A 15,319-nucleotide genomic window follows, 5' to 3' on the forward strand; every position below is an offset into this window, starting at 1 on the left:
TTTAAATGGTTTTAATGTTTATTATTTAATTTTAATCTTTGCTTTTTTGGGTTTAGGTTGATTTTAAGTTTAATAATATTTTTAGAATTTAGTTTTAGTTAATTCTAATATTTGTGATTTAATATTTAATGTTTGTAGAATGTATTTAGTTATAATTGATTTTATTTAATATTAATTTTTGTAAAATATATTTAAACTATATCTGGAAGATAAAATGGAAACTCAAAGAATTTTAGTTACTGGTGGAGCAGGATTTATAGGTACTAATCTTGTTAATGAACTTAGAAGTAGAGGTCATGAAGTATTATCTGTTGATTTATTACATCATGAAGATGAAGCAGATTTATATTCTGATGAATATTCTGATTATGTAAGAGGAGATGTAAGGAATTATCGTCAAATTGAAAGAATATTTGAAGATAATGATAAATTTGATTATGTTTATCATTTAGCAGCAGAGTATGGTCGTTGGAATGGTGAAGCATATTATGAAAATTTATGGGAAACTAATGTTATTGGTTTAAAAAATATGATTAGACTTCAAGAAAAACTTGGTTTTAGAATGATTTCATTTTCAAGTTGTGAAGTTTATGGTGATTATAAAGGAATAATTACAGAAGATCTTATGGAAACACATCCAATTAATGAAACATATCAAATGAATGATTATGCTATTAGTAAATGGGCTGGAGAATTAATGGTTATGAATTCTGCTTCTATGTTTGATACTGAAACTGTTAGAGTAAGACCTCTTAATTGTTATGGTCCTCATGAAGCATATTCTCCATATAAAGGTTTTATCCCAATTTTTATTTATAAAGCATTACATGATTTACCTTATTCAGTTCATATGGGACATAAAAGAATTATTGACTATGTAGGAGATACTGTAAATACTTTTGCTAATATTGTAGATAATTTTATTCCTGGTGAAGTTTATAATGTAGGTAGTAAACCAGAATGGGAAAAAGATATTAAAGAATATTCTGATATTGTTTTAGATGCATGTGGAAAAGATGATTCACTTGTAACTTATACACCACCTGAGCCATTTACTACTAAAGTAAAAACAGTTGATTGTTCTAAAGCAATTCGTGATTTAAAACACAATCCTAAAGTTACTCCTGAAGAAGGTATTAAAAAAACAGTTGAATGGATGAAAGATTATTATAGAATAGAATAATTATTCTATTTTTTTCATTAATACTTTATTTAGGTTTATTTTTTTTATAGATTTTTATATTTAAATTTCTAATTTTATTTATATTAGCTTATTAGGTGTTTTAATGGATAAATCAATAATAGCTTTAATTCCTGCATTTAATGAAGAAGTAGCAATTGGTTCTGTTATTTTAAGAACATTACAATATGTTGATGATGTTTTAATTATTGATGATGGAAGTACTGATGCAACTAGTAAAATTGCTAAACTTGCTGGAGCTAAAATAATAACTCATGCAGAGAATTTAGGGAAAGGTGAAGGATTGAAATCTGGTTTTCAGGCAATTATGGATAAATATGATATTGTTATTACAATTGATGGTGATGGTCAACATAATCCTGATGAAATTCCAAAATTAATTGAACCTATTATTAATGATGAAGCAGATTTTGTAAATGGTAGTAGATATATGAATGGACCTGAAGAAAATACTCCTGCATATAGAAGGGTTGGTCAACAGGTTTTAGATAAAGCTACTAATATATCTGCAGGTTGTAATGTTACTGACTCTCAAAGTGGATTTAGAGCATTTTCATCTAAATGTTGTGATTGTTTTAGATTTAAAGATACAGGTTTTGGTATTGAAAGTGAAATGCTTGTTGATGCTGCAGAAAATGGTTTTAGAATAAAAGAAGTACCTATTACTGTACGTTATGATGTTGATGGTTCTACAAAAAATCCTGTAACACATGGTGTTGGTGTACTTTTAAATATTTGTAAAGATAAAATTATAAGAATTTTTAAAAGGAATTAATTAATTTTATTTATTTTGTTTTATAAAGTGATTGTTATGTATACTGATGAAGAAAAAATTCAATTAATGAAAGATTTTGACACTATGAATGAATATGAGGAACAAAATTTTCCATATGATGAGGAATTTCCAGAAAAATTAGTTAAAGTTATTCATGATCTTGATCTCGGTAAAATTAGTCATGATTCTCAAGAAATTAAAAATGCAATGATGGATTTAGAATATAATTTATATGGTCAAGGTATCTTTTTAAGAGAAGAAACTAAGTTTTTTGAAGAAGGTTTTGAGATATATCTTAATATTGGTATTAACTCTAAACAGTTAATTAATCTTATTGATTGGTTAGATCAATTTACTTTTGAGATTAATCCTGTTTATGAAGATGGTTTTGCATCTTTAAACATCATGTTTCTTTTAAAACCTACTTATGAATATGATGATATTAATAGTGAATAATATTATTTATTTATTTTAATCTATTGCTGTGGAAATTAATGTTTTTGAATATTAATAATTTATAAATGTAAGTTATTATTAAATATAAGATTATATAATTTATAAGGTGAGATAATGAAAGTAGAAGATTTAATTGCTAAATGTCCTAAATGTGGTTCAACTGATAAAACTGTACGCCGTAAAATTATTGATAATCATTTAGCACATGCAGAAACTGCATATTTCAGATGTACAAATTGTGGATACGTATTTGAAAAAGGTGAAGACCATTCAAATGATCCTAAAGATAAAATTATTAAAGAATTAAACAAAATCATGTAATTTCACTAGAAATTACTTATTATCTTTTTTTTAAATTTTTAAATTATTAATTATTTTATTATAGTGATAAAATGCCATTTCATGTAATGATAATACCAACACTTAATTGTCCAGGTAACTGTAAATATTGCTGGGGTTCAGATAAACGTGCAGAAGTAATGAATATTAATATTATTCAAGATATTAAAGAATGGTTAGAAATTTTTAGAAATAATGAACCAGTTCATTTTACTTTTCATGGTGGAGAACCATTACTTGCTGGATATGAATTTTATAAAGAAGCTTTTCCAATTTTAAATCAATTAAAAAATATTAATGGGTATTCAATGCAATCTAATCTTTGGCTTCTTGATGAAGATATTGTTAAATTATTAAAAGAGAATAATGTTGCATTAAGTACAAGTATTGATGGTCCTAAGGATATTACAGATTATCAAAGAGGTAAAAATTATTTTGATAAAACTATGAAATCTGTAAAACTTGCAGAAGATAATGGTTTATTTGTTAATTATGTATGTACATTTACTTCATATTCTAAAGATTATGCTAATGAAATTTATGATTTCTTTAAGGATATGCATGCAACTGTTAAAATACATTCAGCTCTTCCATCTTTAAGAGGTGATAATGCAGATTCATGGGCATTAAATCAAGAAGATTATGGTAAATTAATGGTTTCATTACTTGATAGATATCTTTATGATCTTGATAAATTCCAGATTAAAGATTTTGATCATATGGCAAAAAGTAGTTTAATTCGTCATGGAACATTATGTACTTTTGCAAATTGTATGGGAGATACACTTGCAGTAGGTTATGATGGTAGTATTTATCCATGTTATAGGTTTGTTGGAATGGATGATTATGTAATGGCTAATGTTAAAGATAAACCTAGTCCAAAAGATTTAGAAAATTCTGATGCATGGAAAAAATTAGAAGAATTTAATGAATATGTTGATGAAAACTGTAGTGATTGTAAGTTCATTAAGTTTTGTAGAGGAGGTTGCCCATATAATGGTATTGTAGCAAGTCATACTCCAAAAGCAGTAGATCCTCAATGTGATGCATATAAATTAATATTCTCTGATATTTCTAAAAGACAAAATAAAGATTTCTTAAAACGAGGAATCCCCGGAATGCCTGGAATGGATAAACCACAAGATAAAAAAGAAGATGAACCTTATTCAATAATGGATTTAATGATGAAACCATTATGATTTATTATTTGGATTTTATTTATAATAATTAATGTTTTTAATTTTTATAATTTAAAATTAAAACAAATAATGTTTTTAATTTATAATTTTATTAAGAGTTATTTAGTTAAGGTTTTTAATTTATAATTTTATTAAGAATTATCTTATAGAGGTTATAATTATGGTAAAAATTAGATTAGGACTTCCAAAAGGAAGTTTAAATAATGTAAATCGTGGAAATACTCATCAATTATTTGTTGATGCAGGTTATGAAATTAAAGGTTATGAACCTGAAAATGAAGATTATGATATCAAATTCTTAAATGATGATGATATTGATGCATATTTAAATAGGCCTCAAAGTTCACCTGTAGAACTTAATAGAGGTATGATTGATATTGCTATTGTTGGTGAAGATTGGGTAAAAGAAGAATCTGTATTGCAAGATAATCAAATAATTAAAATTGGAGATTTAAATTATGGTGAAACTAATCTTGTTGTAGCTATTCCTAATGATTCTCCATTTGATAATTTAACTGATTTCTTTAGATCATGTAAGGAAAGAGATAATCCTATTTTATGTTTTACAGAGTATCCTAATTTAACTAGAAAGTTTATTATGGAAAATGAAGGTTATAAAGAATTATTTGGAGATTCAATTCCTTTTGTACAAGTAAGAGGTTTAACTGATGGAGATAATAAACAAGTTCAAGTTATAAATTCTGATGGTGCAACTGAAACTTATATTGCAAAAGGAGCAGATTTTATTGTTGATAATACTCAAACTGGTTCAAGTCTTAAAAAAGCAGGACTTAAACAGATTGAAGTGATTTTACATTCTTCAGCAGGTTTATATGCAGGTATTGCATGTACTGGAGAGAAAATGGATAAAGCAAATATGATTTTTGAACAGTTATTAGGTGCTATTACTGCTAAAAAATATTTTGATGTTAAATTTAATATTGATAATTCAAAAGTAGAGAATATATGTAAATATTTAATAGATAATAATTATTGTTCTCATGAACCTACTGTAAATAAAGGTAAAAATTATTCTCAAATTAATGTTTTGATTAATAAAAAATCTTTCCCAGAAATGTTAGATGGAATAACCAGTATGGGTGCATCTAGTGTTATTAGGTCTGATGTAAAACAGTATGTAATCTAAATTATTAATAATAATTTAATATTTTAATAATAAAAGATTAATTTATTTATTTTTTAATATTTAATCTATTTTATATTTATTATTTTAAATCGAGAGACAATTATTCTTATTTATTTTTATTCTTATTTATTCTTATTAATTTCTATTTTATTCTTATTTTATTTTATTCTTATTTTATTATTGAATTATTAATCTGCTGAAATTATTCTATTTTTAAAAAAAACTTTTTTTATATTTAAATTTTGAGTATAAAAAATAATTTTCAACAGATTTGAAATATTTTATTAAAAATGATATTTGTTCACTATTTTTAAGTTTTTATATTTAATTTTGATTTTTAACTGTTTAATAATGATATAAACTTATAAAAAATTATATATATTATATAAATATATATAGTAATATATTTTTATTAATAAAATATATATAAATAGAATATATTTTACTTAATTTTTAAAATATATTGGTTGTAAAGTTTAATATTCTATAAAAGAGTTTATATTTGTTTTATAAATTCTGAGGGTGATATGATGATTTTTAATAAAAAATTGTTATGTATGGTTTTATTTACTATATTTATTTTGTGTACCAGTTCTGTTGGTGCAGCAAATGTAAATAATATTATTAATGATTCGAATACAAATGATACATTTGGAGTTAATAATTCTGGTGAATATGTGTATAATGATCATAATGATGATTTAACTGATTCAGAATATGTGAATCCTAATGATTATTATTTTGATGAAAATGGAAATCGTGTTAGTTATACAAGTGATACTCGTTGTTTTAATAATGTAACTATGAGCAATGGTTATAATGCTTATTCTATTAAAGATGGTGGATATATAGAAACTAATGATAGTAAAACTTATCCTATTTTTTGGAATGATTCATTTAGACCAGTTGATGCTAATGATACTGAAGTAGTTAAAGGACATTGGTACTATACAAATGGTACTCCTATTGGTGAATATTTAAAAATAATGTTTTATTCTTATTATGATCCAATAATGAACTATCATAATGATGTTGTTCCTACTAGTATTATTGTACAATCTATGGTTTGGGAATTTTATAATAGTCTTTATGACTATGATGGATTAAGTTCTATACCTAAAGCAGTTGTTGATAAATATAATAGTGGATTCCGTGTAAATAATACTGGTGCTGTGCAATGGACTAATAAAACTCATTACAGGGTATTTGATTTTTTAGGTTTTGAAAATACTAATCGTTCCCGTGGTGATTTATGGGGATTTAAGGTAACTGAGTTTGATGTTCCAGAATCAAGTAATAACACTACTAATACAACAAATAATACTGATGTTACTAATGATACAGGTAATAATACTGATATAAGTAACAATACTAGTACAAATAATACTAATTCTTTAGTTATTAATCCTGATGATACAGAAGATAGTGTAAGTGTTATAGAGTTAAATGATAATGGTTCTAATGATTCTAATGTTACTGCTGTTAATTTAAAAGATACTGGTAATCCATTGTATGTTTTAATTGTAGTTTTAGGTATACTTGGTATTGTTCCATTTAGTAGATTTAGAAAATAGTTTAGAAGATTTTAATATCTTCTTTTATTTTTTTTATTATATTAAATTCTTTTTTTATAAAAATTAATATTTAATAATTTAAGTTTTTAATAAGCTATTTATTTTTTATTTTTAAATAAATTTAAATTTAAGTTAATTTAGTAAATTAAAACTTTAGATATTATCTTTTAAAATAGTTAAACAAATTTTTGAATCTTTATTTGTATATTTTTTAAATCATGTTTAATTATCATGTTAGAATATAATTTTTAATTATCTTTCATGAAAGTTTATTTATTTCTAGATTTTTTTTCTTTATAAAACTTTTATTTATTCTAAATATCTATCTTAATAATTTTATTTGATTATATATAAGTTTTAAAATGGTTTTTCTATTAATCATTCTTTTATCTTTTCTTTTAAGTATTTTTTTTTAAAAAATCTATCATTATAAATTTAATTTTTTAAAATTTTTTAACAAAGTTTTAATATAATAAAATATAAATTATCATTAATTATAATTATAAATTCTTAAAGTTTATTAAGAAGGTATTAATCATGATAACATCAGTGCAAAAAGAAATTTTACAAAATTTAATTAATTTATATCAATCCTCTGATGGAAAATCTATAAAAGGGGAAGAAATTGCAGAAGTTATGGGTAGAAATCCAGGTACCATAAGAAATCAAATGCAATCTCTTAGAAGTCTTGGACTTGTTAAAGGGGTTCCAGGACCAAGAGGAGGATATAAACCAACAATCGAAGCTTATCATAATTTGAATATACCTATTACTGATCAAAGTTCAAAAGTGCCTATTTTTAAAGATAATAATAGGGTAGAAAATTTATCTGTTGCAAAAATAGAATTTACTAGTGTACCACATCCTGCTGAATGTGAAGCAGCTATTAAAATTTTAGGTAATATTAAATTATTAAATATTGGAGATACTATTAAAGTAGGACCTACACCTGTAAATAATCTTGGAGTAATTGGTAAAGTTGTAGGTAGAGATGATACTGATAATATAATACTTCTTGAAACAACTACTATTCGTAGTATTCCTAAAAAAACAGTTATTGAAATTGGTAGTACAAATTTAATTACTTTAACTTCTAATAATAGTATTCGTGAAGCTGCAGAAATATTTTCAAAAAATTTAATTGATGGTGCACCAATTATTGTAGATAAAATCGCAGTAGGTATGTTAACAGTTACTGATGTTGTTAAAGCAGTAGCTAAAGGAGATGAAGATGCAAAAGTTAGTGATTATATGTCTCCTAAAGTTGTTACTGTAAATAAAGATATGAAAATTGCTAATGCTGTTGAAATAATGTATAATCATAAAATTGGAAGATTAATTATTTCTGATGATAATAATGATCCTGTTGGAATTGTTACAAGAACTGATTTAATTGAATCAATGACTAATCTTGAAAAATTCCCTATAAATAGTTAAAATATTAACTATTCTACTTTTTTTAATTAATTTATTAATTTATTAATTATTTTATATTTTATAATTTATTGAAATTTTATTTTCAGATATTTTTTAAGGTTTTAAAAATAATAATTTTTTTAGTTTTAGATAATTTTTATTTTGTTATTTTTAAAATAGTAATTTTAGATATTTTTTTAAGGTTTTAAAATAAGAAGTTTTGAAGGACTTGTTTTTAAATAGATTATGTTCTTAATTGAGTAATTTTAAGGTTTTAAAATAAGAGGTTTAGATAAACTGGTTTTTAAATAATTTATTATTAAAATACTAATAAAAAACTTTAAGAAAAAAAGTTAAAGAAATTAAATAATAACAATATTATCTATTTCTTCAAGTTTTGAACGAGCTAATCTGCGGATTCTTGGATATTCGTCTTCATTTTCAGCAATCTTAGCTAAAGTTTCTCTATCATCAATCATTTGTACTGCTACTTTATGTGATTCATAATTTTTTTCATTTAAAGCAAGAATCAATATTTTTTCTTTTCCTTCTGAGCTGATTTCATTGATTTTAGATTTAAATAATTTTATTTTCTCTCTACATTGTTTTTCATGTTCTTTAATTACATTAATTTTATTATCTTCAGAATTTTCTTCTTGTTTTAATGGATATCTTTCATCTAATTTCTCATAATAAGATAATGTTTTTTCATAAGGTACAAGTAATGTATCCATAAAACATTTTTTGTTTTTAATAAATTCAGGTATACTTATACCTTCATTTTTTAATTCATCATATGATTCATAAAATATTTCTGAATCATTTGTATTATTTAAAATCTCTTTAAGTGCTTCCTCAGTATTTCCTAATTTTTCATTAGCTACTGCACGTATTTCCCATACTGTATCTTTTTTACTTATTATTTTAAGAATTTCTTTATCTTCTATTTTATCTACAATGATTTTTCTAATATTTGAGTTTTTAGAGTTTTCAAGTATTTCTTTAAGATATCCTTCATTGTTAATTTTTTTAACAATATCCTTTTTAACTTTTAAATCTTCATCTTCTTCATAAATTGTATATAATATATCTTCATTATCGATTTTTTTAACAATTTCATCTTTAAGCTGTGGATTTTTATTGTTAATATATAATTCTTTCAGCATATCATCATCATCGATTTTTTTAACAATTACTTTTTTAATAGTATCATTTTTACTATTAAGACCAATATCTAGAAGACTTTTTTCATCATATATCTTGTCAATTACTGCTAATTTAAATTCTTCTTTATCTGCAGTTAATGCAATTTCTCTTAAGATATCATTATCTTCTATTTTTTCAAGTGCAATATATGCCATATCGTTATTTCTATTTGCAATTGCAATTTCTTTTAAAGAGTTTAAATCATAAGTTCTATCTGTAGCAATACCACGTGTATTAAGACAGTTACTATTTAATGCAATTTTTTTAAGTTTATTTTCATCTTTAACTTTATTTACTGCAATAATACCAACATCAATGTCTTCATCTTTAATAGCAATTTGTTCTAATATATCTTCATTTTCTATTATATCTGTTGCAATGAAACGTGTTTCTTTACATTTACTATTTAATGCAATACAATAGATATCTTCAATAGATGTTATTTGACTTAATGCAAATTTTCCAACTGTGAAATTAGAATTTCTAATTGCTGCTTCTTTGTATAATTTTTCCTCATTTATTCTTGATAATGCAATATTACAAATAGTAGGAGTTTGATCTTCTAATGCAACTTTTTTAAGAATTCTTTTGTTTCTAATTTTTGCAACTGCTACTTTCCTTACTTGGTCGTTTCTAGCTTTAAGTGCAAGGTCATCAAGTAAATCTATATTTTTAATACTTCTTACAGCTTTAAGTGCATTTTCTATATTACCATCATTATATGCGATTTCTAAGTAACCATAATCTTCAGAACCTATTCTCATATATGCTGCAGATCTTACTTCCCATGATTCATCATTACGGGCAACATCAATAAGTTCTTCTAAATCTAAATTTTCAGTTTCAATAGAATGGATTCTTTCACTTATAGAATCACTATAAATACCTTTTTTATTTAGTTTTTCCATAAATCCCATAATACCACTAACCGTTGTTGTGTTTTAATTTAATCTTTATTTTTTTAAATAATTCATTAATATTATAAATGTTATATGATATATATAATTATATAATTCTTATTTTAATAAGTTAATGTTTTTTATGACTATTTAAAAACAATTGCTTATTGTTTTTAATTTTAATAGTCTTTTTTAAATCTTAAAATTAGAATTTTGTATTATAATTATTAATATATTCATTTTTTTATTATGTGGTATTATGGAAGAAAATAAAGGTTTAGATAATATTTCAAAAAGGGTTAATCCGAAAATTAAAGCTCATAAAGTTAAACAAATTGAACTTAAACATGATATGAAAGTTAGTGAGCTTATTGATGAATTTGATTCTTCTGGTGTTTTAGGTTCTGGAAGAGTTTCAAGAGCAAGAAATCTTCTTGTTGATATGATTAATGATGAAAACATGCAAGTATTTCTTTCAGTTGCAGGTCCTATGGTTCCTGGTGGTCTTCGTAATGTTATTGCAGATATGATTAGAAAAGAAGAAATTGATGTTTTAATTACTAGTGGTGCTAATTTAACTCATGATATGGTTGAAGCATTTGGTGGAAGACACTATAAAGATTTTGGCCATAATGATGTTGAACTTAATGATGCTGGAATTGGAAGAATAGCTGATGTTTATACACAAAATGATGACTTTGAAGTATTTGAATATAGGATTACTGAAATGTTAGAGGTTATTTGTAAAAAATATGATAATGATAAAGATAAAAGTATTATATCTATTGAAAAATTATTATATGAATTTGGACTTTTAATTGATGATGAGAATTCTATTTTACATCTTGCAGCAGAACATGGTGTTCATATTTTTTCACCAGGACTTATTGATAGTATGATTGGTCTTCAATTATGGATATTTACTCAAGATCACAATCTTGCAGTAGATGCTGTTGGAGATATGCATCATTTATCTGATATCGTATTTGAAAAAGAAAAAACAGGTGCAATAATGTTAGGTGGAAGTATTCCTAAACATTATACATTAGCGTGTACTCTTTTAAAAGGAGGTATTGATTCTGGTATTCAAATTACAATGGATAGACCAGAAACTGGAAGTCTCAGTGGTGCACCTCTTGAAGAAGCTATTAGTTGGTCTAAAGCACAACATGAATCTAAATTAGTTACTGTTATAGGTGATACTACTATATTATTCCCACTTATATATGCTGGTGCTATGGATTCTTTCAATGAATAATTGTGCTTTTATAGTTTTAGCTATTTAGTTGGATTTATTATTTAAAATGAATTTTTATAGTTTTTAGAGGTTATTTTAGTGGAATTTATTATTTTACCAATACTTTATGCATTGTCTGGATTTTTCATGAAAATATCTGATGATATTTATGATGAAAAACATAATAAAGTTCTTGCAAGTTTAGTTGGAGTTTTATGTGGAATAACTTGTGCAATAGTTACTGGTTCAAATGTTGATGGTGCATATATTTTTATTGGAATATTAATTGGAAATTTACTTGGTTTAAAGGTTGATGGTATACATCATATAGTTACATTAGCTGTATTTTTGGTTTTACTATACTTTTTATCAATTCCTCATTTAAATTTAATAATACTTGGGATTATTATTTTATCTGCATTAATTGATGAAATTGGAAATGATAATGAAAAGATTTATTCTGCTAGTAAATTTTTAATGTATTTCTTTGATTATAGATTTACAATGAAAGTTGTAGTTTTAATTCTTGCACTCTTTGGATATTTAAATATTTGGACTTTTGTCTTTTTCTTATGTTTTGAAGTATCCTATGAAATTGGAAGGATTTTATTTGAAAATTATCTAATTAATTTAGATTTTTAAAGTATATATATAGAAAGGTTTTATTTAAAAAATATCTAGTTAATTTAAACTTTTAAATTATATACTTTTCATTATTTTTCTAATTTTTAGTTTTTTTTTCTTTGAAAATTTATTTATTTAAAGATTTAACTTTATTAAAGCCATTTATTTTTTTATGTAATAATATTTTTAATTCTTTTTTATTTATTTTTAAGCTTTAGTAATTTATTTTAATTTATATTAATTTTTTAAAATATCAAAAATATTTTACATACATATAAGTTTATTTATTATTTTTTATTATATTTTATATTCTTGTTTATTAAATTTTATAAATATTTAAACATTATTTAATTTATTTTGTTTTTTATTTAATTTTATTAAGGAAATATTTATATATTTATTTTTTATAAAGTATAATATATGATTAATAAAATTAACTTTATTTTTCATTAAAAACTTGATTAATATTTAATTTTAAGAAATTAAATATTATAATAGTTATTAAAAAAATTATTGGAGGATATAATGAAGAATTATAATAAATTTATTATTTTAAGTTTATTTATAATTATTTTAGTATGTATTACAAGTGTTTCTGCTACAGATTCATCTAATAATACAGTTTTAACTAATATTGATAATTCTTCTGTATCAGTTTTTAGTTCAGATATTATCAATGAACTTGATAATACAACTAATGAAAATATTACAAATAATACTGGAAACATTACAGAAAATGAAACAATTAATAATCTTAATACAAGTACAGATATTGATGTTGTGAACTCTTCTGGAGTTTATGATCCTATTAATATTACTGTTAATGTTTCTACTGATAATAATAAAATTATTAATATTGGTAATGTAACTATAAAAATATTAAATGGTAACATAACTGTATTTAACCAAACTAAAGATGTTAAAGGTAATAAAGCTATTTTTACATGGACACCTTCTAATATTGGTAATTATACAATTATTACTAAGTATAATAATATAAGTTCTACAGAAGATAATATAACTTATATTGAATCTCAATCTCAAAAAACTTATATAGCTATTCCTAATAATAATTTAAATTTAACTGCAGATAATATTACAATGTATTGTAGAAATGGTACAAAACTTGTAGTTATTGTTAGAAATTCTAATGGAGATTTAGTTAAAAATGCTAGTGTAATTATTAATATACTTGGTGTGAATTATAAAGTTCTTACTGATAATGAAGGTAAGGCATATCTTCAAATCAATTTACATCCTGGAGATTATAATGCAATAACTTCAATTCCTGATACAAACATTAAATGTAATTCTAGTATTAAAGTATTAAAATGGGATAAATCTAAACTTAATGTAAAAGTTTCAAATTTAAATAAAGAATATAAAGATAGTAAAACTTACACTGTTTTAGTTACATATGATGGTAAACCTATTGTAAACCAAGATATCTATGTTAAAATTGGAAAATCTAATTATAAAATTAGAACTAATAATAATGGTATTGCATATTTAGCTATTAATTTAGCTCCAAAATCTTATATTGCAACTGCAACCTTAAATCAATATGGTATTAAAATTTCAAAATCATCAAAAATAACAGTTTATAAATGGAATAAGAAATATGTTAATTTAAATATTAAAAAACTTACTAAGACTTTTCAAGATCCAAATGCTCCTTTTACAGCAACTTTAACCTACAGAGGTAAATCTGTTTCTGGAGAAAAAGTTTTCTTTACTATTGCTGGTAGGACTTACACTAAATTAACTAATTCAAAAGGTGTAGCAATATTTTCTGTTAATAATGGTGTTGGAAGATATGGAGTTACAGCTAAAATTAACTCTGCAGGTGTTTATTTAGCTAAAAAAACTACAGTTACTGTAAATAAAGCAAGTGTTTTACTTTCTTTTAAAAATGTTTATTACAATGTTTATGTGAATAATAATAAGTATTACTTAACATATCATTTACAGAAAGGTAAATCATTAGGATTAAATTTCACATTTAATAAAAAAGCTATGTCTGGTAAATATGTAACTGTTGGAGTTAATTCATTTTCTAAATATGTAATTAAAAAAACTGATAGAAATGGTTTTGTTTATTACTTAAATAAAAATTTAAAATTAGGTAAAAATAACTTCGTAGTTACTTATTATTCTAATGATAGAAACTTTAATAGTTTAAGGTGGAATATTCCAATTTATATAGAAAAATAGTTCTTTTTAAAATTCATTTTAATTAATGAATTTTTTTCTTTTTTTATAAATTTAGTTAAAATTTTATTATTTTAAACTTTATAATATCTTTTAAAACTTAGTTAATTAAAATTTTATTGTTTTTAACGTTATAGAATCTTTAAAAAAATTATTTAATTAAAAATTAAATAAATTTAAAATTTTATTTATTTAAAATATTTTTAACAGCTTCTTCTGGATTATTTGATTGATAAATACTTCTTCCAACAATAACAGCATCAGATATTTTAAGTGTTTCTTTTGCACTTCCTCCTTGAGCACCAACACCTGGTGATATAATAAATGCATCTTTTCCTACAATATTTCTAATGTCTTGAAGTCTATCTAATCTTGTTGCAGGTGCTACATAATTATTTATTCCCATTTCAACACCCATTTTAGCAATATCATCTGCTACTGGTTGTAAAAATTTTTTAGCTCCTGGATGTGACATTTCAGTAAGTAAAAATAAATCTTTTCCATATTCCTTAGCTTTATTAAGACATGCTTCAACACTATCTTTTCCTACAAATCCATGGCAGATTAGTCCATCTGCACCATGTGAAAAAGTAATATCAGCTATTTTATCATTAGTTGGACCAATATCTGCAACTTTGTAATCACATATAATTTTAAATCCAAATTGATCTTTTAATTGTTCAATACAATTTGTTCCTACTGCAAGTGTTAATGGATATCCTATTTTTATAGTATCTATTTGCTTTGATACTTTTTCACATATATTTATTGCTTCATCCATTGTCATTACATCTAATGCTAATATAATATTGTTTTTAACAATCATATTTTCACTACTTTAAGATTTTTATATATTTTAATTAAAAATTCTTATATTTTTATTATATTTTTTATATTTATTATTTTTTTATTTTTTAGTCTTTAAAATTAATAAATATTATTTTCATATGGTGTTTATAAGAAAATTAAATTGGTATTTTTTATATTTAAAATTATATTATTTTTCTTTGTTTTTTGTGGATTAATATTTTTTTA

13 protein-coding genes are annotated in these 15,319 nt (G+C 23.1%); 11 read left to right on the plus strand and 2 right to left on the minus strand.

Going from position 1 to position 15,319, the window contains the following annotated elements:
* Positions 1-214: 214 nt before the first annotated feature.
* The 8 genes from T523_RS02975 to T523_RS03010 all read left to right on the plus strand — a co-directional run bounded on the left by T523_RS02975 (position 215) and on the right by T523_RS03010 (position 8,128).
* The gene (locus tag T523_RS02975) at positions 215-1,183 is read left to right on the plus strand and encodes an NAD-dependent epimerase/dehydratase family protein (RefSeq protein WP_042707439.1); all 969 of its coding nucleotides are present in this window, start codon (positions 215-217) and stop codon (positions 1,181-1,183) included.
* Positions 1,184-1,286: 103 nt separating this feature from the next.
* On the plus strand, positions 1,287-1,976 hold the full coding sequence (locus T523_RS02980) for a glycosyltransferase family 2 protein (RefSeq protein WP_042707440.1): 690 nt from the start codon (positions 1,287-1,289) through the stop codon (positions 1,974-1,976).
* 36 nt (positions 1,977-2,012) lie between these two features.
* Entirely contained in the window at positions 2,013-2,432 is a 420-nt protein-coding gene (locus T523_RS02985; protein WP_042707441.1) for a hypothetical protein, read from the plus strand.
* Positions 2,433-2,546: 114 nt separating this feature from the next.
* Positions 2,547-2,753: a TIGR04165 family Cys-rich peptide gene (locus tag T523_RS02990; protein ID WP_042707442.1), complete on the plus strand. Its 207-nt coding sequence runs from the start codon at positions 2,547-2,549 to the stop codon at positions 2,751-2,753.
* A gap of 71 nt (positions 2,754-2,824) precedes the next feature.
* Complete coding sequence (locus tag T523_RS02995) at positions 2,825-3,970, plus strand: TIGR04083 family peptide-modifying radical SAM enzyme (protein ID WP_042707443.1); 1,146 nt, start codon at positions 2,825-2,827, stop codon at positions 3,968-3,970.
* Between the two features lie 160 nt (positions 3,971-4,130).
* Positions 4,131-5,117: an ATP phosphoribosyltransferase gene (locus T523_RS03000; RefSeq protein ID WP_042707444.1), complete on the plus strand. Its 987-nt coding sequence runs from the start codon at positions 4,131-4,133 to the stop codon at positions 5,115-5,117.
* 530 nt (positions 5,118-5,647) lie between these two features.
* Positions 5,648-6,691 carry a hypothetical protein gene (locus T523_RS03005; RefSeq protein ID WP_042707445.1) on the plus strand — a complete coding sequence of 348 codons (1,044 nt, stop codon included), beginning with the start codon at positions 5,648-5,650 and terminating at the stop codon, positions 6,689-6,691.
* A gap of 537 nt (positions 6,692-7,228) precedes the next feature.
* Positions 7,229-8,128: a CBS domain-containing protein gene (locus tag T523_RS03010; RefSeq protein WP_042707446.1), complete on the plus strand. Its 900-nt coding sequence runs from the start codon at positions 7,229-7,231 to the stop codon at positions 8,126-8,128.
* Positions 8,129-8,469: 341 nt separating this feature from the next.
* Here T523_RS03010 and T523_RS03015 read toward each other — a convergent pair whose 3' ends face one another.
* Positions 8,470-10,230, minus strand: a complete 1,761-nt coding sequence (locus T523_RS03015; protein WP_042707447.1) for a HEAT repeat domain-containing protein — start codon at positions 10,228-10,230, stop codon at positions 8,470-8,472.
* Between the two features lie 241 nt (positions 10,231-10,471).
* Between T523_RS03015 and T523_RS03020 the strand changes: the two genes are divergently transcribed.
* From T523_RS03020 to T523_RS03030, 3 genes are all read left to right on the plus strand, one after another.
* Entirely contained in the window at positions 10,472-11,470 is a 999-nt protein-coding gene (locus tag T523_RS03020) for a deoxyhypusine synthase (protein WP_084486398.1), read from the plus strand.
* A gap of 78 nt (positions 11,471-11,548) precedes the next feature.
* Positions 11,549-12,091 carry a hypothetical protein gene (locus T523_RS03025; protein WP_042707448.1) on the plus strand — a complete coding sequence of 181 codons (543 nt, stop codon included), beginning with the start codon at positions 11,549-11,551 and terminating at the stop codon, positions 12,089-12,091.
* 507 nt (positions 12,092-12,598) lie between these two features.
* On the plus strand, positions 12,599-14,287 hold the full coding sequence (locus tag T523_RS03030) for a hypothetical protein (RefSeq protein ID WP_042707449.1): 1,689 nt from the start codon (positions 12,599-12,601) through the stop codon (positions 14,285-14,287).
* A gap of 181 nt (positions 14,288-14,468) precedes the next feature.
* Here the strand turns inward: T523_RS03030 and pyrF are convergent, their stop codons facing one another.
* Entirely contained in the window at positions 14,469-15,110 is a 642-nt protein-coding gene (gene pyrF / locus T523_RS03035) for an orotidine-5'-phosphate decarboxylase (protein WP_042707450.1), read from the minus strand.
* Positions 15,111-15,319: the final 209 nt, after the last annotated feature.

The sequence above is a fragment of the Methanobrevibacter wolinii SH genome (assembly GCF_000621965.1).
Classification (GTDB): Archaea; Methanobacteriota; Methanobacteria; order Methanobacteriales; family Methanobacteriaceae; genus Methanarmilla; species Methanarmilla wolinii.

What these genes read in the sequence shown, in the direction of transcription:
- T523_RS02980 (WP_042707440.1), top strand. Translation starts at nt 1,287, where the DNA reads ATGGATAAATCAATAATAGCTTTAATTCCTGCATTTAATGAAGAAGTA.
- T523_RS02995 (WP_042707443.1), top strand. Translation starts at nt 2,825, where the DNA reads ATGCCATTTCATGTAATGATAATACCAACACTTAATTGTCCAGGTAAC.
- T523_RS03015 (WP_042707447.1), bottom strand. Translation starts at nt 10,230, where the DNA reads ATGGGATTTATGGAAAAACTAAATAAAAAAGGTATTTATAGTGATTCT.
- T523_RS03030 (WP_042707449.1), top strand. Translation starts at nt 12,599, where the DNA reads ATGAAGAATTATAATAAATTTATTATTTTAAGTTTATTTATAATTATT.
- T523_RS02985 (WP_042707441.1), top strand. Translation starts at nt 2,013, where the DNA reads ATGTATACTGATGAAGAAAAAATTCAATTAATGAAAGATTTTGACACT.
- T523_RS03010 (WP_042707446.1), top strand. Translation starts at nt 7,229, where the DNA reads ATGATAACATCAGTGCAAAAAGAAATTTTACAAAATTTAATTAATTTA.
- T523_RS02975 (WP_042707439.1), top strand. Translation starts at nt 215, where the DNA reads ATGGAAACTCAAAGAATTTTAGTTACTGGTGGAGCAGGATTTATAGGT.
- T523_RS02990 (WP_042707442.1), top strand. Translation starts at nt 2,547, where the DNA reads ATGAAAGTAGAAGATTTAATTGCTAAATGTCCTAAATGTGGTTCAACT.
- pyrF (WP_042707450.1), bottom strand. Translation starts at nt 15,110, where the DNA reads ATGATTGTTAAAAACAATATTATATTAGCATTAGATGTAATGACAATG.
- T523_RS03005 (WP_042707445.1), top strand. Translation starts at nt 5,648, where the DNA reads ATGATTTTTAATAAAAAATTGTTATGTATGGTTTTATTTACTATATTT.
- T523_RS03020 (WP_084486398.1), top strand. Translation starts at nt 10,472, where the DNA reads ATGGAAGAAAATAAAGGTTTAGATAATATTTCAAAAAGGGTTAATCCG.
- T523_RS03000 (WP_042707444.1), top strand. Translation starts at nt 4,131, where the DNA reads ATGGTAAAAATTAGATTAGGACTTCCAAAAGGAAGTTTAAATAATGTA.